Source organism: Butyrivibrio hungatei, from assembly GCF_900101605.1.
GTDB classification, from domain to species: domain Bacteria; phylum Bacillota; class Clostridia; order Lachnospirales; family Lachnospiraceae; genus Butyrivibrio; species Butyrivibrio hungatei_B.
Map to the genome: position 1 here is coordinate 20,601 of NZ_FMUR01000004.1, position 22,258 is coordinate 42,858.

Genomic DNA, 22,258 nt, shown 5'->3' on the forward strand with positions numbered 1-22,258 from the left:
ACGATGTATGAAAATGTAGATATAGAAAAAGTATCACCTATGATGCAGCATTATCTTCAGACAAAAAATGAGTACAAAGACTGCGTCTTGTTTTACAGACTTGGGGATTTCTACGAACTGTTTTTTGATGATGCAAAGACTGTTTCAAAAGAACTGGAACTTACGCTAACGGGTAAAGCGTGCGGACTTGAAGAAAGAGCTCCGATGTGCGGAGTGCCGTTCCATTCGGTAGATACTTATCTTACAAGACTTGTTTCAAAAGGATATAAAGTTGCTATCTGCGAACAGACTGAGGATCCAAAACAGGCTAAGGGCATTGTAAAAAGAGATGTGACAAGGATCGTCACTCCCGGAACCAACCTTAATATGCAGGCCCTTGAGGAAACCAGAAACAATTACCTCATGTGTATATTTTATGATTCTGAGTGCATAGGAATCTCTGTTGCGGATGTTACGACGGGTGATTACTATCTGACCGAAGTTTCTACGATAAAAGAAGCGTGTGACGAGATCGGAAAGTACATGCCTTCGGAACTTATCTGTAATGAAGCATTTACTTTTTCAGGAGTTTCGACAGATGACATAAAGAACAGACTCGGCGTATATATAAATCCTCTTGATGCAAGATATTATGATGAAGAAGATTGCAAAAAGGCACTTATTACGCATTTTAAGGTAAAATCACTGATCGGACTCGGGCTTGATGATTTTGGAAACGGAATTGTGGCCGCGGGAGCTCTTTTGCGGTATCTCATTGATATGCAAAAGACTGAGATAGCCAATATTACTCATATTTATCCGTATCTTACGAGTAAATATATGCTTCTTGATTCTTCGACAAGGCGAAATCTCGAACTTGTTGAAACAATGAGAGATAAGCAGAAAAGAGGAACGCTTCTCTGGGTACTTGATAAGACCAAGACTGCAATGGGTGCAAGAACGCTTCGAAGCTTTGTGGAACAGCCTCTTATCGAGAAAGAGGATATTTTATTAAGGCAGGGAGCGGTTGAAAAGCTTGTAAAAAATGTGGTCACAAGGGAAGAAATCAGGGAGTATCTGAATCCAGTGTACGACCTTGAAAGACTTATGTCGAAGATCGTATTTAAGACGGCTAATCCGAGAGACCTTCTTGCATTTAGAAATTCTATCAGGATGATACCTGCGATAAAGACTTCTTTAATAGATGTTAAGGATGACAGCGAGCTTGCTTCACTTGAAGAGCGACTAGATCCGCTCAGGGATATCTACGATCTTATCGATATGGCTATCGTTGAAGAGCCTCCGCTTACGATTAAAGAGAGCGGAATCATAAAAGACGGCTTTGACAAAGATATCGACACATTCAGAGAGGCCGGAACAAACGGGAAGAGCTGGCTTGCACAGCTGGAGGATGAAGAAAAGGAAAAGACGGGGATAAAAAATCTAAAGATCAAATACAGCAATGTGTTTGGTTATTCCTTTGAAGTAACCAATTCTTTCAAAGACAAAGTTCCCGATTATTTCATAAGAAAACAGACTCTTACAAATTGCGAGAGATATACGACTCCAAAATTAAAAGAGCTTGAAGATACAATTTTAAATGCTCAGGATAAGCTTAATAATCTTGAGTATGAGATGTTTTGTAAAATAAGAGATTCCATCGCTCTTGAAATAGACAGGATACAGGAAACGGCCAAAGCACTGGCGCTTCTTGATGTATATGCATCACTTGCTTATGTTGCCGAAAAGAATCATTATGTTAAGCCTTCAATAAACGAAAAGGGTGTGTTTAATATCAAAAACGGAAGACATCCCGTCGTTGAGCTTATGCTTGATTCTTCCGATATGTTTATTTCTAACGATACATATCTTGATAACAAAAAGCATTGCATCTCAATTATCACAGGTCCCAATATGGCGGGTAAATCCACATATATGAGACAGACGGCGCTTATATCACTTATGATGCAGATCGGAAGTTTCGTTCCTGCGGAAAAAGCTGATATATGCGTTGTCGACAGGATATTTACAAGAGTCGGTGCTTCCGATGACCTTGGCAGCGGTCAGTCTACATTCATGGTTGAGATGAATGAAGTTGCAAATATATTAAGGAATGCGACTCCAAATTCTCTTTTGATATTGGATGAGATTGGAAGGGGCACATCGACGTATGACGGTCTTGCCATAGCCTGGGCTGTTACCGAGCATATCAGTAACAGAAAGATTCTCGGCGCAAAGACTTTGTTTGCTACACATTATCACGAGCTCACAGAGCTTGAGGGCAAGATGGACAATGTAAATAACTACTGCATTGCCGTAAAAGAAAACGGCGATGATATTGTTTTTCTGAGAAAGATCGTAAAGGGTGGCGCCGATAAGAGCTACGGCATTCAGGTTGCAAAGCTCGCAGGTGTTCCCGATATGGTCATTGACAGGGCCAAGGAGATTGTAGCCGAACTTACGGACAATGATATCACAGGCAAAGTCCAGAGCATCGCAAAGGACAATAAGAGTGATAAAAAGGTCAAGGTTAAGCATTATGACGACGTTGATATGGATCAGATGTCACTGTTTGATACGGTAACCGATGAAGATGTGCTTAAGAGATTGCAGGAAATTGACATTACAACTCTTACGCCTATGGACGCTCTTAACACTTTGTACAAGCTTCAGAGCGATTTGAAAAACAGGTGGAAAAACTAAATGGCATTCATTAACGAACTCGACAAAAATACTATTGACCAGATTGCTGCAGGAGAAGTTGTTGAAAGACCTGCAAGTGTTGTAAAAGAACTTGTGGAAAATGCGATAGATTCGGGAGCCACGGCAATAACCGTTGAGATAAAAGGCGGCGGTATCGATATGATTCGCGTTACAGACAACGGTTCCGGAATTGAAAAAAGCGAAATAAGAAAAGCATTTAAAAGACATGCTACGAGTAAGCTTAAATCAATTGACGATCTTTTTAAGATCCATTCGCTCGGATTCAGAGGAGAGGCGCTTTCGAGTATTTCATCCGTTGCGCAGGTCGATCTGATAACAAAGACAAGGGAAGACCTTGTCGGGATCAGATACAGTATAAGCGGCGGTGAAGAAGTGTGTTTTGAGGAGATAGGTGCTCCTGACGGAACGTCTCTTATTGTGAGAAATCTTTTTTTCAACACACCTGCAAGAAAGAAGTTTCTTAAAACTCCGCAGACCGAGGCAAGTTATATCGGAGATGTCATGGAGCATCTTGCGCTTGATAATCCGACGATCTCGTTTCATTACATAAATAACAGAGACGATAAGTTCAATACATCCGGAAACGGAGATCTTAAAGAGATAATCTACAGGATTTACGGAAGGGATGTTTCGCTTAATCTTGTTCCGATAAATGTTACGGAAAGAGGCGTCACACTTGAAGGATATCTCGGTGAGCCTTCGATAAACAGATCGAACAGAAATTTTGAAATCTTTTTTGTAAACGGAAGATATGTAAAGGATAAGATCGTTTCCAAAGCTCTCGAAGAGGGATATAAGCAGTATCTCATGATGCATAAGTTCCCGTTTGCGGTCCTTCATATCAGGATGGATCCCGCGATGGTAGATGTAAATGTCCATCCTGCCAAGCTGGAAGTTCGATTTGACAATCAGACCGCGCTTTATGAGATGATCAGGTCAAATGTTGAGAATACGCTTAGAAACCGTGAAATGATACCGGATGCGGTTCTTGATGAAAAGAAGAAAGCTCCGGATGAAATCAAACCTGAAAAAGTCGACGTATTTTTTGACGACAGCAAGGGTGATTTAGGAAACTCGGAGAAAAAAGAAATCAAGGTCGAAGCAAGCGAAAAGCTTGAAAAAACGGAAGAGAAAAAGGAAAGTCCGGTTAAGAAGATTGCACCAGAACCGTTTGAAAAGCAGAGGTTTGTTGAGAATCTTGTAAAAGAAGACACTCCCGTTTATTCGAAAGATGCAAGCGGAGAAACCGTAAAAATAAGTGATAACAACAAATCTGCTGTCTGGACAAGGATTTTTGGAGACCTTGAGGGAAAGCAGGCGGAAAAAGCCGAGCATCCTTCACCTATAATAAAGCCTTCGGAAGCTATCATAGTCGAAAAGCCGGTACAGCTTGATCTTTTCGAAGAAAAGGTTCTTAGCAAAGACAATGTCAAAGAGTATGAGATACTAGGTCAGATCTTTGGAACATACTGGATTATCGGTTACAAAGATAAGATGCTTCTTGTAGATCAGCATGCCGCTCATGAAAAAGTAAACTATGAGCGTATGATAAAGAGATATAAATCGGGTGAACTTCTTTCACAGATGGTAAATCCTCCGGTTATTATCACTTTGGCTTCCGCGGAAGAAGAACTATTCCTTCGCTACAGACAGTATTTTGAGAAGATTGGTTTTAATATCGAGAACTTTGGCGGGCACGAGTACGCAATGAGAGCAATTCCGGTAGATCTGTACGGATGCAATGATGAGAAAGACATGTTTATCAAGATCTTGGATGAACTGTCACATGAGACCAATCTTGACAGGACTCCGGATGTGATAAATTATAAGATCGCGAGCATGGCGTGCAAGGCTTCCGTTAAGGGAAATACCAAGATGTCACGAGCTGAGATGGAAGCTCTTTTGGATGAACTTCTTACTCTTGACAATCCTTACAATTGCCCTCACGGTAGACCTACGATCATATCGATGACAAAGTATGAGATTGATAAGAAATTTAAACGAGTTGTGGAATGAATAAACAGAAGCTGATTGTTTTAACGGGGCCTACAGCGGTAGGAAAATCCAAATTATCAATAGAGCTTGCCGGAAAGATAGGCGGAGAGATAATCTCCGCTGATTCTATGCAGGTCTATAAATATATGAATATTGGCACGGACAAGATCACAAAAGAGAAAATGGGCGGTATTCCTCACCATTTAATCGACTTTCTGGATCCCAAAGAGGACTTTAATGTCTTTATGTTCCAGAAACTTGTGAAAGAAGCTGTTTTAGATATTTCATCAAGAGGAAAGATACCGATACTCGTCGGAGGGACGGGCTTTTATATTCAGGCGGTTCTTTATGACATCGATTTTACGGAGACGGATGAAGACGACAGTATAAGGCGAGAGCTTGAAGAAAGAGTTCGCATTGAAGGGACTTCCGGAATTTATGAAGAGCTAAAAAGTGTTGATCCCGAGTCGGCTCTTTTGATCCATGAAAATAATTCCAAAAGGGTTATTCGTGCTCTTGAGTATTATATGAAGACAGGACGCAAGATTTCCGAACATAACAAGGAGCAGAGTGAGAAAGTATCACCGTATGATTTTTACTACTTTGTGCTTACTGATGACAGGGAGGTTCTCTATTCAAGGATAGATAAAAGAGTTGATGATATGATAAAGAACGGCCTTGTCGATGAAGTGAAGGCTCTCGGAAGGATGAACATACCAAAGACTGCAACATCTATGCAGAGCCTCGGGTACAGGGAGATATTCGGATATCTTGACGGAGAATATGACCTTGAGAGAGCTGTGTATCTCATAAAGAGAAACACAAGGCATTTTGCAAAGAGGCAGCTTACGTGGTTTAGAAGAGAAAAAGATGTCCGATGGATTGATAAGTCGGCATTTGGCAGAGATGATAATCTCATTTTAGAAGAAATATTAAGGATATATGAAAATGAATGAATTGAACCTAACAACAGATAAGATATATGAAGAATTCGGCATTTCAGAGAAGGTGCACAGATTTGGCGAGATAATAATTGAGGAGCTCTCGGAGAGATTTAAAAAGATTGATGAAACTGCCGAGTACAACCAGCTCAAAGTCCTTAAGGCAATGCAGGACAATAAGGTCAGTGAAGCTTGTCTTATGGGTACAACGGGATATGGCTATAATGATATCGGAAGAGAGAAACTGGAAGCTGTATATGCTTCTGTTTTTCATACAGAGGATGCGCTTGTGCGCCCGCAGATAACGTGTGGAACTCATGCACTTGCGCTTGCTCTTATGAGTAATTTAAGACCCGGAGACATGCTTTTTTCACCGGTCGGAAAACCGTACGATACGCTTGAAGAAGTTATCGGAATAAGAGAATCAAAGGGCTCTCTTGCGGAATACGGTATCACATACTCTCAGGTGGACCTTCTTCCCGACGGAAGTTTTGATTATGACAACATCAAAAAGGTTCTTAATGAAAATGAGAATATAAAGCTCGTTACAATACAGAGGTCAAAGGGGTACCAGACAAGACCGACTCTTTCCGTATCAAGAATCGGCGAACTCATCGCATTTATCAAAGAGATAAAGAGCGATGTAATATGCATGGTTGATAATTGCTACGGAGAATTTGTTGAGAGGATCGAGCCTACGGATGTCGGTGCCGATATGGTAGTCGGATCTCTTATCAAGAATCCGGGAGGCGGACTTGCTCCGATCGGCGGATATATTGCGGGTAAAAAAGAATGTGTTGAAAATGCGGCATTTAGGCTTACATCACCCGGACTTGGTAAAGAAGTCGGTGCTTCGCTCGGAATACTTCCTTCTTTCTATCAGGGATTGTTCCTTGCACCTACTGTGACCGCAAGTGCTTTAAAGGGCGCTATTTTTGCCGCCAACATTTATGAAAAGTTTGGATTCTCGGTTTGTCCCGACAGCAAAGAAGAAAGGCACGACATTATACAGGCTGTTACATTCGGAAAGCCTGAGGGCGTTATAGAATTTTGTAAGGGGGTACAGGCTGCGGCTCCCGTTGATTCATTTGTAACTCCCGAACCATGGGATATGCCCGGTTATGATTCGCAGGTAATAATGGCTGCAGGAGCCTTTGTTTCAGGCTCTTCAATAGAACTTTCGGCAGACGGACCGATTAAAGAGCCTTACTCTGTTTTCTTTCAGGGAGGACTTACATGGCCGCATGCCAAGATCGGTATACTAAAGACTTTGCAAAATCTTGTAGATGCAGGCCTTATCTTGTGCTAAACTAATAGCTGTATGATTTTGATTCTTGCTGATCGCCCGGAAGCTAGTCAGGAGGAATCACATGAAGCAATCAGATATCTCTTTTAAAGAGCACAGAACATATGAGGATCAGCTTCCCTATGAGCGCTTTTTAAAGTCAGGTCCGGAAAGTCTGACCGATGCCGAACTTCTTGCGATTATAATACGAACAGGAAGCAGCAGTGCATCTCCGGTTGATATAGCAAAGAAAGTTATGGCAATGGGTAGAGGAAAAGAGAAAGGGCTAAACAGTCTTTTCTGTGTTTCTGTTGAAGAACTTATGGAAGTTCACGGCATTGGGGAAGTGAAGGCGGTAAAACTTAAGTGTATTGCTGAGCTTGCAAAGAGAATGTCTTGCCAGAAAGCGGATATCGGACTTTTATGCAACGATCCGTCTATGGTTGCGGAATATTTTATGGAAAAGCTAAGGCATGAAGAATCCGAGAGGGTCTTTTTACTTTGTCTTAACAACAGATTGAAGCTTGTCCGCGAAGTTCTTTTGTCCATGGGGACTGTCAATTCAGCCTCATTATCACCGAGAGATGTTTTTATTCATGCTCTTAAAACAGGAGCTTCAAATCTGATATTGGTGCACAATCATCCGGGAGGAGATCCGTCTCCGAGCAAATCGGATGTTTTGATAACCAATAAGATCAGAGAATCGGGGGCAATGCTTGATATCAATTTAAGGGATCATATAATTATAGGAGATCGCTCATATTACAGCTTTGAAGAAAAAGGGCTGTTATGGCAATAAGGAGGACGTTTTGAGTAACATATTTGGAATCGATCTTGGAACCAGCAACATTAAAATTTACAACAGAGATGAGGACGGGCTTTTCGTTGAGAAGAACATGATCGCCATCGAAAACAAGACAAGAGTTTTTGCGTATGGTAATTCTGCATACGAAATGTATGAGAAAGCTCCCGATAAGATTCAGATCACATATCCTCTTAGCAGTGGTGTTATTGCTGATATCGAACACATGGAAGCTCTCGTAAAGCTTTTTTTGACAGATCAGATGAAGGGTTCGGTTAAGCCTTGTGAAGTTTATATTGCAGTTCCCAGGGATGTTACGGAAGTAGAAAGACGTGCCTTCCACGATCTTATAAATGATGCCGGAATTAAAGCCAAGAAGATCATGATGGTTAAGAAGCCTTTGGCCGACGGTCTCGGAATGAATGTTGACGTTATGAATTCACAGGGTGTACTTGTTGTTGACGTCGGATATGACACAACAGAGATCTCAATTCTTTCACTCAGAGGAATCGTTGTCAGCAAACTTATCAAAGTCGGCGGAAAGAAGTTCGACGAGGCGATAAGAACCGTTATCCGTAAGGAATTTGGTCTTCTTATTGGTGAAAAAACATCGGAAACTGTAAAAATGTCACTTAAGGATCTTGAAAAAGAGGGTAAGGATGCAGTCGTTTACGGAAGAGATATCGTAACAGGTCTTCCCGTAGAGAGAATGATCCCTACAGATCTTCTCAATCAGGCTCTTATTGAGAGCTTTGACGTAATCCTTGATAATATCAAAGCCACACTTGAGAGAACTCCTCCGGAACTTGCGGCAGATATCTTCAAGCACGGACTTTACCTTACAGGTGGTGCTTCTCAGATTTGCCACCTTGCACAGAGACTTTCAAACGGTGTAGGCCTTAATGTTAATCTTGCCGAGAACCCGATTGGTTCTGTTGCCCTTGGTCTTTCTAAGATTATTAAAGATGACCAGTACAAGGTTCTTGCTTATGGAATCGAAGAGGATAAATAATGAGCCCTGTTATTAGGAGAAACGGAGAAGAGTTTACTGTCCCCAGTAAATATCTTCTCTCTATTTTAACTGCATTATGTATTGTTCTTATGCTGATAACGTTTAATGCAGACAAGATCAATGCAGGTCCGCTTGAAGGACCGATAAATGCTTTTGCAAGTGTCTTTATGATGCCGCTTCAAAGAGGCATCACGACTGTCGGTACCAAGATTAAAAATACGGCAGACAGATTGTCTGAAATTTCAAGACTTCTTGACGAGAACGAAAGACTCAAGGCAAAAGTAGATGAGCTTACGATTGAAAACAGCAAGCTTCAGCAAGATAAATACGAACTTATAGAATTGCGTGAACTTAAAGAACTCGATGATCAGTATAATTTTGATACGGTTGCTGCTAAGGTTGTAGCTAAAGAACCCGGTAAATGTAAATGGTATGACTCCTTTATTATCAACAAGGGAGAAGATGACGGACTTGAAGTTGATATGAATATTCTTGCCGATGGTGGACTTGTCGGACGTATTATCAAATTGGGTCCTGACTGGGCTCAGGTTCGTACGATTATTCAGGATGACAATAATGTAACCGGAACAGTATTGAGCCTTAAGAAAAATCTTAATGTTTCAGGTAACCTTAAAGAGTACGACTACAGTGGAAATATTACTTTTTCAAGATTTAAAGACGATAAAATTGCGCTTGGAGATTCTGTAGTTACATCAAGCATCAGTGAAAAATATATTCCGGGTGTTTTGATCGGTAATATTTCGGGTATAGAGAATGAGCCCGACAATACAAAAAAAGGAACAATTACGCCCGCTGTTGATTTTGAGCATTTGGACATAGTGCTTGTTGTCAAGAATCCTAAACCATTTAAACAAAAATAAAAACAGATGAGTATAAGAAGATTATTAGTAAATTTTTTATTGTCGATATTGACGTTTGCAGTGCAGATTTCAGTTTTTAACAGAGTATTGGATTTCGGAGGTGTCACTCCGGATCTTATGCTTGTTTTTGTGACCTCTGTTGCCTTTTTGCGAGGAGAAAAACCGGGACTTATGACCGGTTTTTTTGCGGGTTTTTTAATAGATATATTTTTCGGTCACCTCGGGTTTTATGCACTTATCTATATGTATCTCGGATTCCTTGTGGGAAAACTGAACGAGGTCTTTTATTCTCAGAATATTGCAATTCCCATCACGATAATATCTGTTTCTGATTTTATCTATAATTTTGTATGTTATGTTTTGCTGCTCTTGTTCAGAAAGCAATTTGACATCGGTTATTATATGATGAACACGATAATACCGGGAGTTGTCTATACGGCGCTTGTTTCGATTTTCTATTATCCGGTCATCTTGAAGATACATGAATGGATTCTTGAGAAGGAACAAAGGAGCGAGAAAAAATTTGTTTGACGAGATTAAAGAGAAATTTATAAAGTTCATAACTTCAAGATCCGTAATGCTTGCAGGTGTAATTATTGCATTTGCATGTGTTTTGCTTGCCCGTTTGTTTTATTTGCAGATAATAATGGGAGATTATTACAAAGAAACAGCTATAAACGAAACAATCAAGGATAAGTATATCCCTGCACCTCGCGGATGCATCTATGACAGAAACAAGAATCTTCTTGCTCATGATGAGCGTGCGGATTCCGTAACAATTGAAGATGTATATCCCGATATGAAACTGACGGAAAAGAACCGTAAGATCAATGAAACATTACAGAAGACTATTGAGATTATCGAAGCCAACAATGATGAAATAGATTTTGATTTTGATATCGTGAGAGATGTTTCGGGAAAATATATTTTTAAGCCGGAGAATGAATCGGATATCCTTAAGTTCCTTAGGGATGCTTATGGAAGAACTTCCGTAAAGGAGCTTAAACCCGAAGAAAAAGTAAAGACAGCTAAACAGGTAGTTGAAGATCTTTGCTATAGCTTCAGTATCGGAGATTATACGGATCCTCAAAATAAGAGCAGAGAAACATTTGAGGCTATGAAGGGGTATTCGCCCGAAATTGGATTTAAGATACTGGTTATCAGATATAGAATGGCTAAACAGGGCTTTCAGAATTATCTTGCTACCACTATTGCTTCGAAGGTTTCGGAAGAAACCGCCGCTGCAATTTTGGAGAGTAAAGATCAACTTGAGGGTGTTGATATTACAAGCAGCTATGTAAGAATGTATGATGATGATTTCTTCTGCTTTTCACCCATTCTTGGTTATACGGGAAAAATATCTGTCTCGGAGCTTGATGAATTTAATAAAGCAGCAGGCGATGAAACGGAAGATAATAAAAAAGGCTTATTTGCCAAAAGCGGTTCTGACGATGATGAAGAACAAAAATATGATCTGAATGATATTGTCGGAAAATCAGGTATTGAAAAGTCGCTTGAAAGTGAACTTCAGGGAACAAAAGGAAAAGATACCATTCACGTTGACAAAACAGGACATATTCTTGAAGTAAGTGACAGTGTTGCTCCTGTCGCAGGTCATGATGTGTATCTTACCATCGATAAAGAACTTACCAAGGGATGTTATAAGATTCTTGAAAAAAATCTTGCAACCATCCTTCTTGATAAGCTTAAAGATTCAAAACGCGGTCCTGTTTTCGACGAGAAGCCCAGTGCAAATCAGATGTGGCTTCCCATATATGACGCATATATAAATCTTTTTGTGAATGATATTATAGATATTTCTAAATTCAAGAACGCAGATGCACAGGAAAACGAAAAGGCTTTGTATGCAGCATTTGTTCCAAAGAAAAAAGAAACAATCGCTGCAATCAAGGATGAACTTCTGAATAAGAAAACTCCTAAAAATCAGCTTCCTGAAGAGTATCAGGAATATATGGATCATATTCTGGATATCTTAAGGGATAAGAATTATCCGATAATTTCAGCCGATAAGGATGATGAAGATTTTGTTAAGATCAATAAGGAATGGAAAGCGGGAACTATTTCTCTTGCCCAGTATATTGACAGAGCGATAATAAACGAATGGGTTGACGCATATAAGCTTGATATTGAGAATCTCTACGCTGATTCGGATGAAACTTACGCTGAGATTGTCAATTATATTGTCGCGGGAAAAGAAGGTAAGGGTGCCACAAAGCAGTACGGACTTAATAATGATCATGTATTTGATACTTATCTATATAAGCATATGCTTTATTCAGATACCATAACTCCAAGGCAGGTATGTAATGTTCTCTTGGAGCAGGGAATCATAAAAGCAGAAAATATTGATCCCGATGAACTTACAGTCTGGAAAAATGGCGGAGTGTCACCTTACGTATTTTTACGTAACAGGTTGGAAAAACTTGATATAACACCTGCACAGCTTGGTTTATATCCTTGTACAGGTTCCATGGTTATTACAGATGTACAGACAGGTGATATTCTGGCACTTGTATCGTACCCCGGTTATGACAACAATCGTCTGAGCGATGGAGATCCGGATTATCTGACAAGTCTTTTGATGGATAAGTCAAATGCTAAACCTATGTATAATCATGCCACTCTTGAGAAGACCGCACCCGGTTCTACATTCAAGATGGTAACGGCTACTGCGGGACTTATGGAAAATGTTATAACTACAACTTCAACCATTGGCTGTAGCGGAATTTTCAGTAAATCGGATCCTCAACATCCCGCAAAATGTTGGAAAGCAGGCGGACACGGTTCACTTAATGTTGTAGGTGGTATCAGAAATTCTTGTAACTGCTTTTTCTATGAAGTCGGTTATAGATTGGGAACAAGTGGCAATAAATATGACAAAGATCTTGGTTGCGCCAAGCTTGCTAAATATGCGGGAGAATATGGCCTGACAGATAAATCCGGAATAGAGATTGCCGAAGCGGAACCAGAAGTTGCCTCAGAGGATGCTGTCCGTGGCGCTATCGGACAGGATACAAATAACTATTCAACTGTTGGTCTTGCAAGATATATTACAACTGTTGCAAACCGCGGAAAATGTTTTGATCTTACATTGGTAGATAAGATTGCGCTTGATTCCTACGGCAAAATGAAAGATAACAGTGCTAAGGTCAGAAATCAGATAAATATGCCGCAGGCTTACTGGGATTTCATTCATCATGGAATGAGAGAAGTAGTAATGGATAAGCCTTATTACAGCGAGCTTTCAAATAAAGGATGCCCTGTTGCGGGTAAGACCGGAACGGCGGAAGAAGGATGGAATCCCAACCATTCGCTGTTTGTCTGTTATGCACCGTACAGTGATAAGAACGAGCAGCCTAAAATTGCGGTTGCTACCAGAGTTGCAAACGGATATACATCAAGTTATGCGGCCCAGATTACTGAAAAGGTTCTTGAATACTATTTTGAATATAAGACACTTGATGAAATTCTCGGCGGAGGAGAATCTCTTGTCGGAGGCGGACGCGAGGACTAAAGTTTGGAGAAAATAAATGCGTGAAATGCTGAAAAAATATAAGATAACTGAATATGATTTTTTCCTTGTGGCAATGATCTTAATAACAAATATCTTTGGTATCCTTGCCGTCACTTCCTCTTTTCCCACATTGAAGACAATGGTAATCGGCGGATCGATAATAAGTTTTTTGCTAATGATATTTTTGTCGCTTGTGGACTATACTTTTTTGCTAAAATTTAATTGGTTCTTTTACATTGCAAATCTTGTCCTTTTGGCACTCATTTTTACTCCTATGGGAACGACGATTAACGGTGCAAGAAGGTGGTTGAATCTTGGCTTCAGATTTCAGCCTTGTGAAGCGGCCAAAATAATATTGATTTTATTTTTTGCGCAGTTTATTATGAAATATAAAGATAAAGTTAAAGATATACGCTTTATCTTTGTTTGTTTTGCTTTGTTGGGGGCTCCTATTTTGCTTATTATAGGGCAGCCCGATCTTTCGACATGCATCATGATATTTGTTACTTTTGCGTGCATGTTGTTTGTTGCCGGAATGGACTGGAGACTGGTTGCAATTGCGCTAACCGTGGCAGTTCCGCTTGTTTTATTTGTTATCGGTGATGCTGTAAACGGTTGGGGTATTGTTTTTGGTAAGATTCTAAAAGTATATCAAGGTGAACGAATACTTGCATGGTTACATCCCGAAGATTTTACAACTGACAAGGCTTATCAGACATTACATTCGCTTATGGCAATCGGTTCGGGTGGAATCCGCGGAAAAGGATATAACACAGATGATGTCACCGTTCTTAATGCGGGATTTATTTCAGAACCTCAGTCAGACTTTGTTTTTGCGGTAATAGGAGAGGAATTTGGCTTCATTGGGGGATGCGCGGTTATTTTTCTTATCTTAATAATTGCGGTCAGATGCTTAATGATCTCTTTTAGGGCAAAAGACAAAGCAGGACAGCTTCTTGCAGCAGGAATGGGAGCTTGGGTCGGTTTTCAGGGATTCATCAATATATCCGTTGTTACAGGTCTTTTCCCAAATACGGGACTTCCGCTTCCGTTTATCAGCGCAGGAACATCTGCAATTTTAAGTATGTATGCAGGCATGGGTGTTGTCCTTAATGTCAGATTGCAAAGCAACAAGTATATCTAGGGAGGGTTACAGATAGAAATGAATATTGCGCTTATTGCACATGATGCAAAAAAGAAGCTTATGCAGAATTTCTGTATAGCATATAGGGGTATATTGAGTAAAAACGATCTTTTCGCCACGGGTACAACGGGCAGACTTATAGAAGAAGTTACAAATCTTAGTATTCATAAGTATCTTGCGGGACACCTCGGAGGTGCACAGCAACTTGGAGCAGCTATTGAACATAATGAGATCGATCTTGTTATTTTTTTGAGAGATCCGCTCACTGTTAAATCACATGAGCCTGACATCAGCAATGTCATGACTCTTTGCGATATGCATAACATCCCGGTTGCAACTAATCTTGCTTCAGCAGAACTGCTTATTAAATCTTTGGATAGAGGAGATCTTGAGTGGCGTGAAATGTATAAGTAAGCCTTGTTCTTTTTTTGCTATAGTGTTGATGTTGTCATCTGTTTTTGTGAGCGGATGTTCTTCAATTCCATACGAAGCAAAGTATTCGATTGATAAATCAACAACAAGTAACAGATGTGAGCCTTTTGCGGCAGATAAGTGTATTGCCGACGTAGAGGATATTTCCAGCCAGGACATGCAGGTCAATGACAAAGCAAGTGCCGGTCTGTTTGACATTAACAGAAGAAGAACACTTTATGCAAAGAACGTACATGAAAGACTTAAACCCGCCAGTCTGACGAAAGTCATGACTGCTTATATTGCGCTTAAATATTTCGGAGATCAGCTTGATAAGGTGCTTGTTGCAGACTCATCGGTATATGCCAATGAGAGCGGAGCTCAGGCACTCGGACTTAAGGAAGGCTGCTCGATGACGCTGAACGAAGCACTTTATGCGCTTCTTATTTATTCCGCAAATGACGTGGCAAATCTTATTGCGACTAATCTTGCGGGCTCCATTGAGGCTTTTGCCGATATGATGAATGCCGAAGCCTTAAAACTTGGTGCGACTCAGTCTAATTTCAAGAATCCAAACGGTCTTAATGTTGAAGATCACCTTGTTACCGCATATGATATGTATCTGATCTTCAGTGCCGCTATGAAATATGATAAGTTTTCAGAGATAATCAGCATGAATTCTTATGATGTAAAGTGGACCGATGAAAACGGTGAAGGCCAATCAAGGACAATTGATAATACAAACGGGTATCTTAGAGGAGATGTGGAAGCACCCAGCGGAGTTACTGTTATAGGTGGTAAAACAGGTACCACAAATGCTGCCGGACATTGCCTTATCCTTCTTGCGAAGGACGGTAACGGTAATCCGTACATTGCGGTAATTCTACGTGATACAGACGGAGATACATTGTATTCGGACATGACTAATATGCTTAATGAAATCGTTAAATGATGTTGTCTTTTAGCACCTAATATCCTATAATTAATATATCGATAAAATACTTACTTGCGGGAGGGTATGCCGATGGTTCAGTTAATTGTTGGGAAAAAAGGAAAAGGTAAGACCAAATGCTTATTGGACAAGGTAAACACCGAGGTAAAGAATGTTCTCGGTTCAATAGCCTTTCTTGATAAGAGTACCAAGCACATGTATGAACTTAACAATAAGATTCGTCTGATAGTCGTCTCGGAGTTTATGATAGAAAATTCCGATGAATTCATAGGTTTCGTCAGTGGTATTATTTCTCAGGACCATGATCTCCAGCAAATGTATTTTGACAGCTTTTTGAAAATATCCTGTCTTGAAGGAAAAGATATTTCAGGAACTATCGACAAGCTCGAAAAGCTTGGCGAAAAGTTTAATATTGATTTTGTTCTCAGTCTTTCTATGGATGAGTCAGAACTTCCTGAAAGCGTAAAATCAAATGTTGTTATTTCACTTTAAATTTTTAAGTATCAGATATTTGAGCCGCGGTATTCCGCGGCTCAATGTATGAAGAAGGTTAATAATATGGCCGGCCAGAATAGCCGAAAAATTACAAAATATCCCAAAAACATTAATAACATAAATATAGGTGTGGTTTTCTTTGTTGCCGTGGCAATATATATAATCATAAGTGTTTTCATTTACCTCGGCAAAGACCGCGTGATACCTTATCAGGTTATGGACGGATCTCTTTCTGCCAATAACATTTATGAGGCTATCGCCATCAGAAGCGAGAAGATCGTTCAGGCCGACCGTGCGGGCTATGTTTATTATATCGCATCCGAAGGTAGCAGAGCGGCGGCAGGTGACTTTGTTTATACTATCGATGAATCGGGGAAGCTTATTGAATATTTGAAATCACAGGGATCGGAAGAAGTGGCGCTGAATGATGAGAGTATGTCGGAACTCAGATCTCAGATCATGTCGTTTACTTCAAGTTTCGATGAAAAAAATTTTTATACCGCATATGATTTTAAGAACAGTCTTGACGGAACGGTTCAGAAGCTCTCAAACAGCAGTCTTTTAAGCGATATTGAGTCTCTTAATCTGAATAATTCCATTGCCAGGATCAATGCGCAGGAACCCGGTATTGTAATTTATTCAACAGACGGCTATGAGAATCTTTCTCCGGAGAACATAACACTTGAAAATTTCGATCAGTCCAAATATGAAAAGAAGCAGCTTATAAATAACACACTTGTAAAAAAAGGCGATCCGGTTTATAAGATCTGTGACAGTGAGGATTGGTCAATAATCATCAATGTTAAGGATGAAGAGCAGGCGAAAGAACTTGAAAGTCATCAGTATGTCGACGTAAAATTTATCAAGAATCAGGATGTTTCATCGGCAAAGGTGTCTACTTTTACAAACGGAAACGGTGATAAATTTTTCATGTTGTCTTTTACCAATTCTATGATCACTTTTTGTAAGGACAGATTCCTGAGTGTTGAGATTCTTACTGAAAGCAATAACGGTCTGAAGATACCTAATTCCGCCATTGTAGAAAAGAGTTTTTATACGATCCCGCAGGATTTTGTTTCCGATAACAATGACAGTACAAAGAGTGTTCTCCGTGATAAATACGATGAGCAGGGAAATAAGACGGTTGAATCGGTAAATATATCAATTTATAATGAGGATGATTCCGATTGTTATATCGATACGGATGTGCTGAGAGCAGGAGATGTGCTTATAAAGCCTGATTCGACGGCGACATTTACCGTCGGAAAGACGGGTACACTAAAGGGCGTATACAATTATAACAAGGGATATGCCGATTTTAAGCAGATCGAGGTTCTTTACGATAACGAGGAATATTCAATTGTTAAGTCAAAAACCAGATATGGCCTGAGAGTTTATGACTATATTATTCTGGATGCCGAATCATATGACAAAAATCTTTCACAGAATATTGATGATTCACAAGCAACAATTGATGAATCGGCAGACGGCGGGTCGACCACGGATTCCTGAAATAAAGTGGAAAAGAGCCTGTTTGTTACAACAGCGATTTGACATACGGTATAAACCTACGATAATATTAAAGTAGTTTTTTGCTGGGATTATTATTATGAGGAGCATATAGATAATGAGCGTAATGGATAAGTTTTTAAAAGCAATACAGCTTACGGGAGATGATGAAAGCGGATATTACGATTCTGATGATGTCTACTATGATAGCAGTTCCAAAAACGATATATTTAGCAATACGACTCCTATAGGAAAGGATGTTCCTGCGATCGATCTTTCCGAGGAAAAGAAAAAGACAACTCCCAAAGTTGTTCCTACCAGATCAAGGAAGGCTTTATCTGCGGCAGGCATGGAGGTTTGCGTGATAAAACCTACGTCTGTTGAGGATGCTAGGGAGATAACGGAAACGCTTTTGGCAAACAGGACTGTAGTGCTTAATCTGGAAGGTCTTGATGTTGATATCGCGCAGAGGATCATTGATTTTACTTCGGGTTCGACATTCGCAATATCAGGTAATCTTCAGAAGATTTCCAGATATATATTTATTATTACACCTGCATCTGTTGATATTTCAGGTGATTTCCAGAGTATTTTGAGCGGAACGTTCGGTGGTGGAATTACGGAAGGACCACAGCAGATAGATTAAAAATCGAGGCTGTTGACGCTGATAATAGGTCAACAGTCTTTTTTTGGGGAGAATATTATGGAAAAGATATTAAACGTATGCTATCAAGAAAAGCCGTGCTATGACATTGTATATAGCAAAGATTTTGCGGAACTTGGCGAAGAAATTAAGAAAATCGGTTTTGAGAACAGAAAAATCTGTCTTATTACAGATTCTAACGTAGATGGACTTTACTCTGATGAAGTATGTGATATACTAAATAAAGTTGCAAAAGCTGTTATAAAATGTGTAATACCCGCGGGAGAGAAAAATAAGAACCTCGACGAGATAAATAAAATATACGAACAGCTTATTTTGAACCGTTTTGACAGGCATGACCTTATTGTCGCTCTCGGAGGCGGAGTTGTAGGAGATATGTCAGGTTTTACGGCTGCAACTTATTTAAGAGGAATTGCTTTTATCCAGATTCCCACGACGCTTCTTGCTCAGTCTGACAGCAGCATCGGCGGAAAGACCGGCGTTGATTACAAAGGTTATAAGAACATGGTCGGAGCTTTTTATATGCCGAGACTTGTTTATATGAATATATCAACTCTTAAGACTCTCGATGGAAGGCAGTTTGCTTCCGGTTTTGCAGAGGTTATGAAACACGGTATCATCAAGGACAGCGAATTCTACACCTGGCTCATCGACAATATGTATGAGATTGATGAAAGAGATGTTGATACACTTTTGGAGATGGTATACAGAAGCTGCCTTGTAAAGAAAGCTGTTGTTGAGAAGGATCCCACGGAGAAGGGCGAAAGAGCACTTCTTAACTTTGGACACACGCTCGGACATGCAATTGAAAAGTACAAAAACTTTGAGCTTATGCACGGAGAGTGTATTTCGCTCGGTTTTGTTGCGGCAGCATTTATCTCTTGGAAGAAGGGACTTCTTTCGATGGAGGAATATTACGAAGTACGAGATATGCTCGTTCCGTTTAATCTTCCTATTTCTCTTGACAGTATTGATGCGGAAGAAGTTATCAGACTTACAAAATCCGACAAGAAAGCCGATGCGGATAAGATTAAGTTTATTCTTATCAAAAAGATTGGCAGAGCCGTTATTGATACGACGGTTACGGATGATGAGATGAGAGCCGCTCTCGAAGAAATTGATTGGTCCAAAAAGGCCAATGAATAAATAGAAGTTTTACAGAGGATTTATTATGAACACAAATTTATCTAAGAAGAAAAAACTTTTTTTACTTTCAGATCTATTCCTTATTATCTTGCTGATATTTTTGGATCAGCTCACGAAATATCTTGCACTTGTACATCTTCAGGATAAGCCTGCGATCAAGATAATCAACGGTGTTCTCGAGCTTAATTTTTTGAAAAACAGCGGAGCTGCGTTTGGAATGCTTCAGAATCAGAAGGTTTTCTTTGTACTTATCGCAGCTATCATGCTTGTTGTCATCGCATACGTTCTTTTCCGAATGCCCGATGACAAGAAATATAATATCTTGCATATTGTTTTGGCGCTTGTTGCAAGCGGTGCCGCAGGAAACATGATCGACAGAATACATAATGATTATGTTATTGATTTCATTTATTTTGTTATCATCAATTTTCCTATTTTTAATGTGGCCGATATTTATGTTACGGTTGCAACATTTATCTTTGCGGTACTTCTTCTTTTTTACTACAAGGATAACGATTTTGAATTTTTGAGCTTCAAGCAGCAGAAGAAATTCAAGGAGTTCAAATAAGGTATTTTGAGAATGGATGAAACTAATCTCTTTGAATGTGTAGTTACCGATGAATATGAAGGATACAGAATCGATAAGCTTATAAGTGAACTTATCGATTCTTTTTCGCGTTCTTATATAAAAAAACTTATCGATGATAAAAAGGTTTTTTGCAATGATAAGAATGTAAAGGCAAGTTATGTTGTATCTGAGAATGATGTTATAAAGATGGAGATTCCGCCGCTTAAAGTTCCCGAGATTGTACCGCAGGATATCCCTCTTGATATCATTTATGAGGATGAAGATGTGCTTGTTGTAAATAAGCCAAAAAACATGGTGGTGCATCCGGCTCCCGGCCATTATTCCGATACGCTCGTAAATGCCGTTATGTTTCATTGCAAGAATCTGTCGGGTATAAATGGCGTTTTAAGACCCGGAATCGTGCACAGGATCGACAAAGATACGACAGGTTCCGTTATTATCTGCAAAAATGACGCAGCGCACAGAGAAATTGCGGCTCAGCTCAAGGAACATTCCATAGACCGCATTTATCATGCCATCTGCTATGGAATAATCAAAGAAGATGAAGGCGATATTGATGCGCCGATCGGAAGAAGTACTTCTGACAGAAAGAAAATGGCTGTCGTTTCAAAAGGCGGAAAAGATGCGTTTACACATTATCGCGTTTTAAAGCGTTTTGAGCAGGATAATATGACTTATATAGAGTGTAAGTTAAAAACAGGAAGAACGCACCAGATTAGGGTTCATATGGCGCATATCGGGCATCCTCTTTTGGGAGATGAGGTCTATGCTTCCGGAAGAAAGAGTAAGTTTAAAACGGACGGACAGTGTCTGCATGCCAAGACTCTGTGCTTTGTTCATCCAAAGACATCTGAATATATCGAGACAGATGCTCCTTTACCCGCATATTTTCAGCATTTGCTTGATGTTCTCAAATAATGTAAGATATAAGTAGGTAAAGCTTTTTATAAAAAAAGGGGTGATCTGTATGAATACTATAGTCACTATCGGAAGACAGTTTGGATCGGGCGGAAGAGAAATCGGAGAAATGGTTGCCGATCATTTTGGAATAAAATGTTATGACAAGGAGCTTTTATCAAGAGCTGCCAAGGAAAGCGGATTTTGTGAAGAGATGATCCAGAATCACGATGAGAGGCCTACAAATTCTTTTTTGTACAATCTTGTAATGGATACATATTCTTTTGGATATAATTCCTCAAGTTTTGTAGATATGCCTATCAGTCACAAGGTTTTCCTTGCTCAGTTTGATACGATCAAGAAGATTGCAAAGGAAGAGCCTTGTATCATCGTAGGAAGATGCGCGGATTATGCGCTGAGCGATCTTCCTAATGTTCTTAATCTCTTTATCTACGGCGATGAAGAATGTAAGATCAAGAGGATCAGAGAGAGGTTTTCCGATATCACATCAAACGAAAAAGCACGTGAGATGATGATAAAGAAAGATAAGCAGCGTCAGAGCTACTACAATTACTATTCTTCCAAGAAGTGGGGAAGAGCTGACAGCTACGATCTATGCATAAACTCAAGCATTCTTGGTATTGAAGGCACGGTGAAGCTGATAATTCAGTATATCGAAGACTATGAAGCTGCCAAAAAAGACTAATAGCAAGAGAAAATCATGAGCAGGACAGGTTTTAAATCTGTTTTGCTCTTTTTATGTTATTAAACAAAATATGGCATATTTCGAATTTTTTATAAAATAACTTAACTAAAATACGTCTTCTCCGATATATATTTTGTAGCTGAACAATTCCAGGGAGATAATTCATTTATGGATTTTAATTTTTTAGCATCGGTTGACAGCATTACTAATAAATATCTGAATCAGACTGCAATTTCGTCACTTAGTGAAGAGGACAAGAAGAAATTTGGAGCTGATTTTGCCGAAGTATATGAATCAATGACATCAATGAAACTCTTGAGCGCAAATCTTCGTACAAGTTATGAGAATATGCATTCTGACGATTTGAACGAACATGCGTCAAGACTGGGCTACTCAATTGATAACAGAGTAATCAATATGCTTCATGTGCAGATCTCGGATGATATGAATACTAAAGTTAAATCTGCAATGGATAATGCTGCGGAATCATTGTTGCAATAATTTTTATCAATAGAGTCTGTATCTTACGGATACAGACTTTTTGCGTTATCAGGGGATTCAAAATAAAGTTTTACCAAAGTTTTTATCCTT

The 22,258-nt window shown here is 39.6% G+C and carries 20 protein-coding genes; all 20 read left to right on the plus strand.

The window, feature by feature from the left end; translation table 11 throughout:
• Window positions 1–39: 39 nt before the first annotated feature.
• The 20 genes from mutS (at window position 40) to BLP87_RS01975 (ending at window position 22,168) form a co-directional block, all read left to right on the plus strand.
• Complete coding sequence (gene mutS, locus BLP87_RS01880; protein ID WP_074461490.1) at window positions 40–2,682, plus strand: DNA mismatch repair protein MutS; 2,643 nt, start codon at window positions 40–42, stop codon at window positions 2,680–2,682.
• A complete protein-coding gene (gene mutL / locus BLP87_RS01885) occupies window positions 2,683–4,719 on the plus strand; it encodes a DNA mismatch repair endonuclease MutL (RefSeq protein ID WP_074461190.1) in 2,037 nt (678 codons plus the stop codon).
• Window positions 4,716–5,654: a tRNA (adenosine(37)-N6)-dimethylallyltransferase MiaA gene (gene miaA, locus BLP87_RS01890; protein ID WP_074461191.1), complete on the plus strand. Its 939-nt coding sequence runs from the start codon at window positions 4,716–4,718 to the stop codon at window positions 5,652–5,654. The genes mutL and miaA overlap by 4 nt, the downstream gene beginning before the upstream one ends.
• On the plus strand, window positions 5,647–6,948 hold the full coding sequence (locus BLP87_RS01895) for a methionine gamma-lyase family protein (RefSeq protein WP_074461491.1): 1,302 nt from the start codon (window positions 5,647–5,649) through the stop codon (window positions 6,946–6,948). The genes miaA and BLP87_RS01895 overlap by 8 nt, the downstream gene beginning before the upstream one ends.
• A gap of 61 nt (window positions 6,949–7,009) precedes the next feature.
• A complete protein-coding gene (gene radC / locus BLP87_RS01900) occupies window positions 7,010–7,723 on the plus strand; it encodes a RadC family protein (RefSeq protein ID WP_074461192.1) in 714 nt (237 codons plus the stop codon).
• 10 nt (window positions 7,724–7,733) lie between these two features.
• A complete protein-coding gene (gene mreB / locus BLP87_RS01905) occupies window positions 7,734–8,738 on the plus strand; it encodes a rod shape-determining protein (RefSeq protein WP_083334403.1) in 1,005 nt (334 codons plus the stop codon).
• Window positions 8,738–9,619, plus strand: a complete 882-nt coding sequence (mreC, locus tag BLP87_RS01910; protein ID WP_074461194.1) for a rod shape-determining protein MreC — start codon at window positions 8,738–8,740, stop codon at window positions 9,617–9,619. The genes mreB and mreC overlap by 1 nt, the downstream gene beginning before the upstream one ends.
• 6 nt (window positions 9,620–9,625) lie before the next feature.
• Complete coding sequence (gene mreD, locus BLP87_RS01915) at window positions 9,626–10,150, plus strand: rod shape-determining protein MreD (protein ID WP_083334404.1); 525 nt, start codon at window positions 9,626–9,628, stop codon at window positions 10,148–10,150.
• Window positions 10,143–13,154 carry a penicillin-binding transpeptidase domain-containing protein gene (locus BLP87_RS01920; RefSeq protein ID WP_074461195.1) on the plus strand — a complete coding sequence of 1,004 codons (3,012 nt, stop codon included), beginning with the start codon at window positions 10,143–10,145 and terminating at the stop codon, window positions 13,152–13,154. Before mreD ends, BLP87_RS01920 begins: the two co-directional genes overlap by 8 nt.
• Before the next feature lie 16 nt (window positions 13,155–13,170).
• Window positions 13,171–14,298, plus strand: a complete 1,128-nt coding sequence (locus BLP87_RS01925; RefSeq protein ID WP_242871795.1) for an FtsW/RodA/SpoVE family cell cycle protein — start codon at window positions 13,171–13,173, stop codon at window positions 14,296–14,298.
• 18 nt (window positions 14,299–14,316) lie between these two features.
• The gene (gene mgsA, locus BLP87_RS01930) at window positions 14,317–14,712 is read left to right on the plus strand and encodes a methylglyoxal synthase (RefSeq protein WP_026654885.1); all 396 of its coding nucleotides are present in this window, start codon (window positions 14,317–14,319) and stop codon (window positions 14,710–14,712) included.
• On the plus strand, window positions 14,696–15,661 hold the full coding sequence (locus tag BLP87_RS01935; RefSeq protein ID WP_242871796.1) for a D-alanyl-D-alanine carboxypeptidase family protein: 966 nt from the start codon (window positions 14,696–14,698) through the stop codon (window positions 15,659–15,661). The genes mgsA and BLP87_RS01935 overlap by 17 nt, the downstream gene beginning before the upstream one ends.
• A gap of 72 nt (window positions 15,662–15,733) precedes the next feature.
• Window positions 15,734–16,153 (plus strand): twitching motility protein PilT, encoded by a 420-nt coding sequence (locus BLP87_RS01940; RefSeq protein ID WP_074461196.1) that lies wholly within the window; start codon window positions 15,734–15,736, stop codon window positions 16,151–16,153.
• A 48-nt stretch (window positions 16,154–16,201) separates the two neighbouring features.
• A complete protein-coding gene (locus tag BLP87_RS01945) occupies window positions 16,202–17,668 on the plus strand; it encodes an HlyD family efflux transporter periplasmic adaptor subunit (RefSeq protein WP_242871797.1) in 1,467 nt (488 codons plus the stop codon).
• A gap of 115 nt (window positions 17,669–17,783) precedes the next feature.
• Complete coding sequence (locus BLP87_RS01950) at window positions 17,784–18,311, plus strand: cell division protein SepF (RefSeq protein ID WP_026654882.1); 528 nt, start codon at window positions 17,784–17,786, stop codon at window positions 18,309–18,311.
• Window positions 18,312–18,368: 57 nt separating this feature from the next.
• A complete protein-coding gene (gene aroB / locus BLP87_RS01955; RefSeq protein ID WP_074461198.1) occupies window positions 18,369–19,475 on the plus strand; it encodes a 3-dehydroquinate synthase in 1,107 nt (368 codons plus the stop codon).
• Between the two features lie 25 nt (window positions 19,476–19,500).
• Entirely contained in the window at window positions 19,501–20,043 is a 543-nt protein-coding gene (lspA, locus tag BLP87_RS01960; RefSeq protein WP_074461199.1) for a signal peptidase II, read from the plus strand.
• Window positions 20,044–20,055: 12 nt separating this feature from the next.
• Window positions 20,056–20,982 carry an RluA family pseudouridine synthase gene (locus BLP87_RS01965; RefSeq protein ID WP_074461200.1) on the plus strand — a complete coding sequence of 309 codons (927 nt, stop codon included), beginning with the start codon at window positions 20,056–20,058 and terminating at the stop codon, window positions 20,980–20,982.
• Window positions 20,983–21,031: 49 nt separating this feature from the next.
• Window positions 21,032–21,667, plus strand: a complete 636-nt coding sequence (locus tag BLP87_RS01970; RefSeq protein WP_074461201.1) for a cytidylate kinase-like family protein — start codon at window positions 21,032–21,034, stop codon at window positions 21,665–21,667.
• A 168-nt stretch (window positions 21,668–21,835) separates the two neighbouring features.
• Window positions 21,836–22,168: a hypothetical protein gene (locus BLP87_RS01975; RefSeq protein ID WP_074461202.1), complete on the plus strand. Its 333-nt coding sequence runs from the start codon at window positions 21,836–21,838 to the stop codon at window positions 22,166–22,168.
• Window positions 22,169–22,258: the final 90 nt, after the last annotated feature.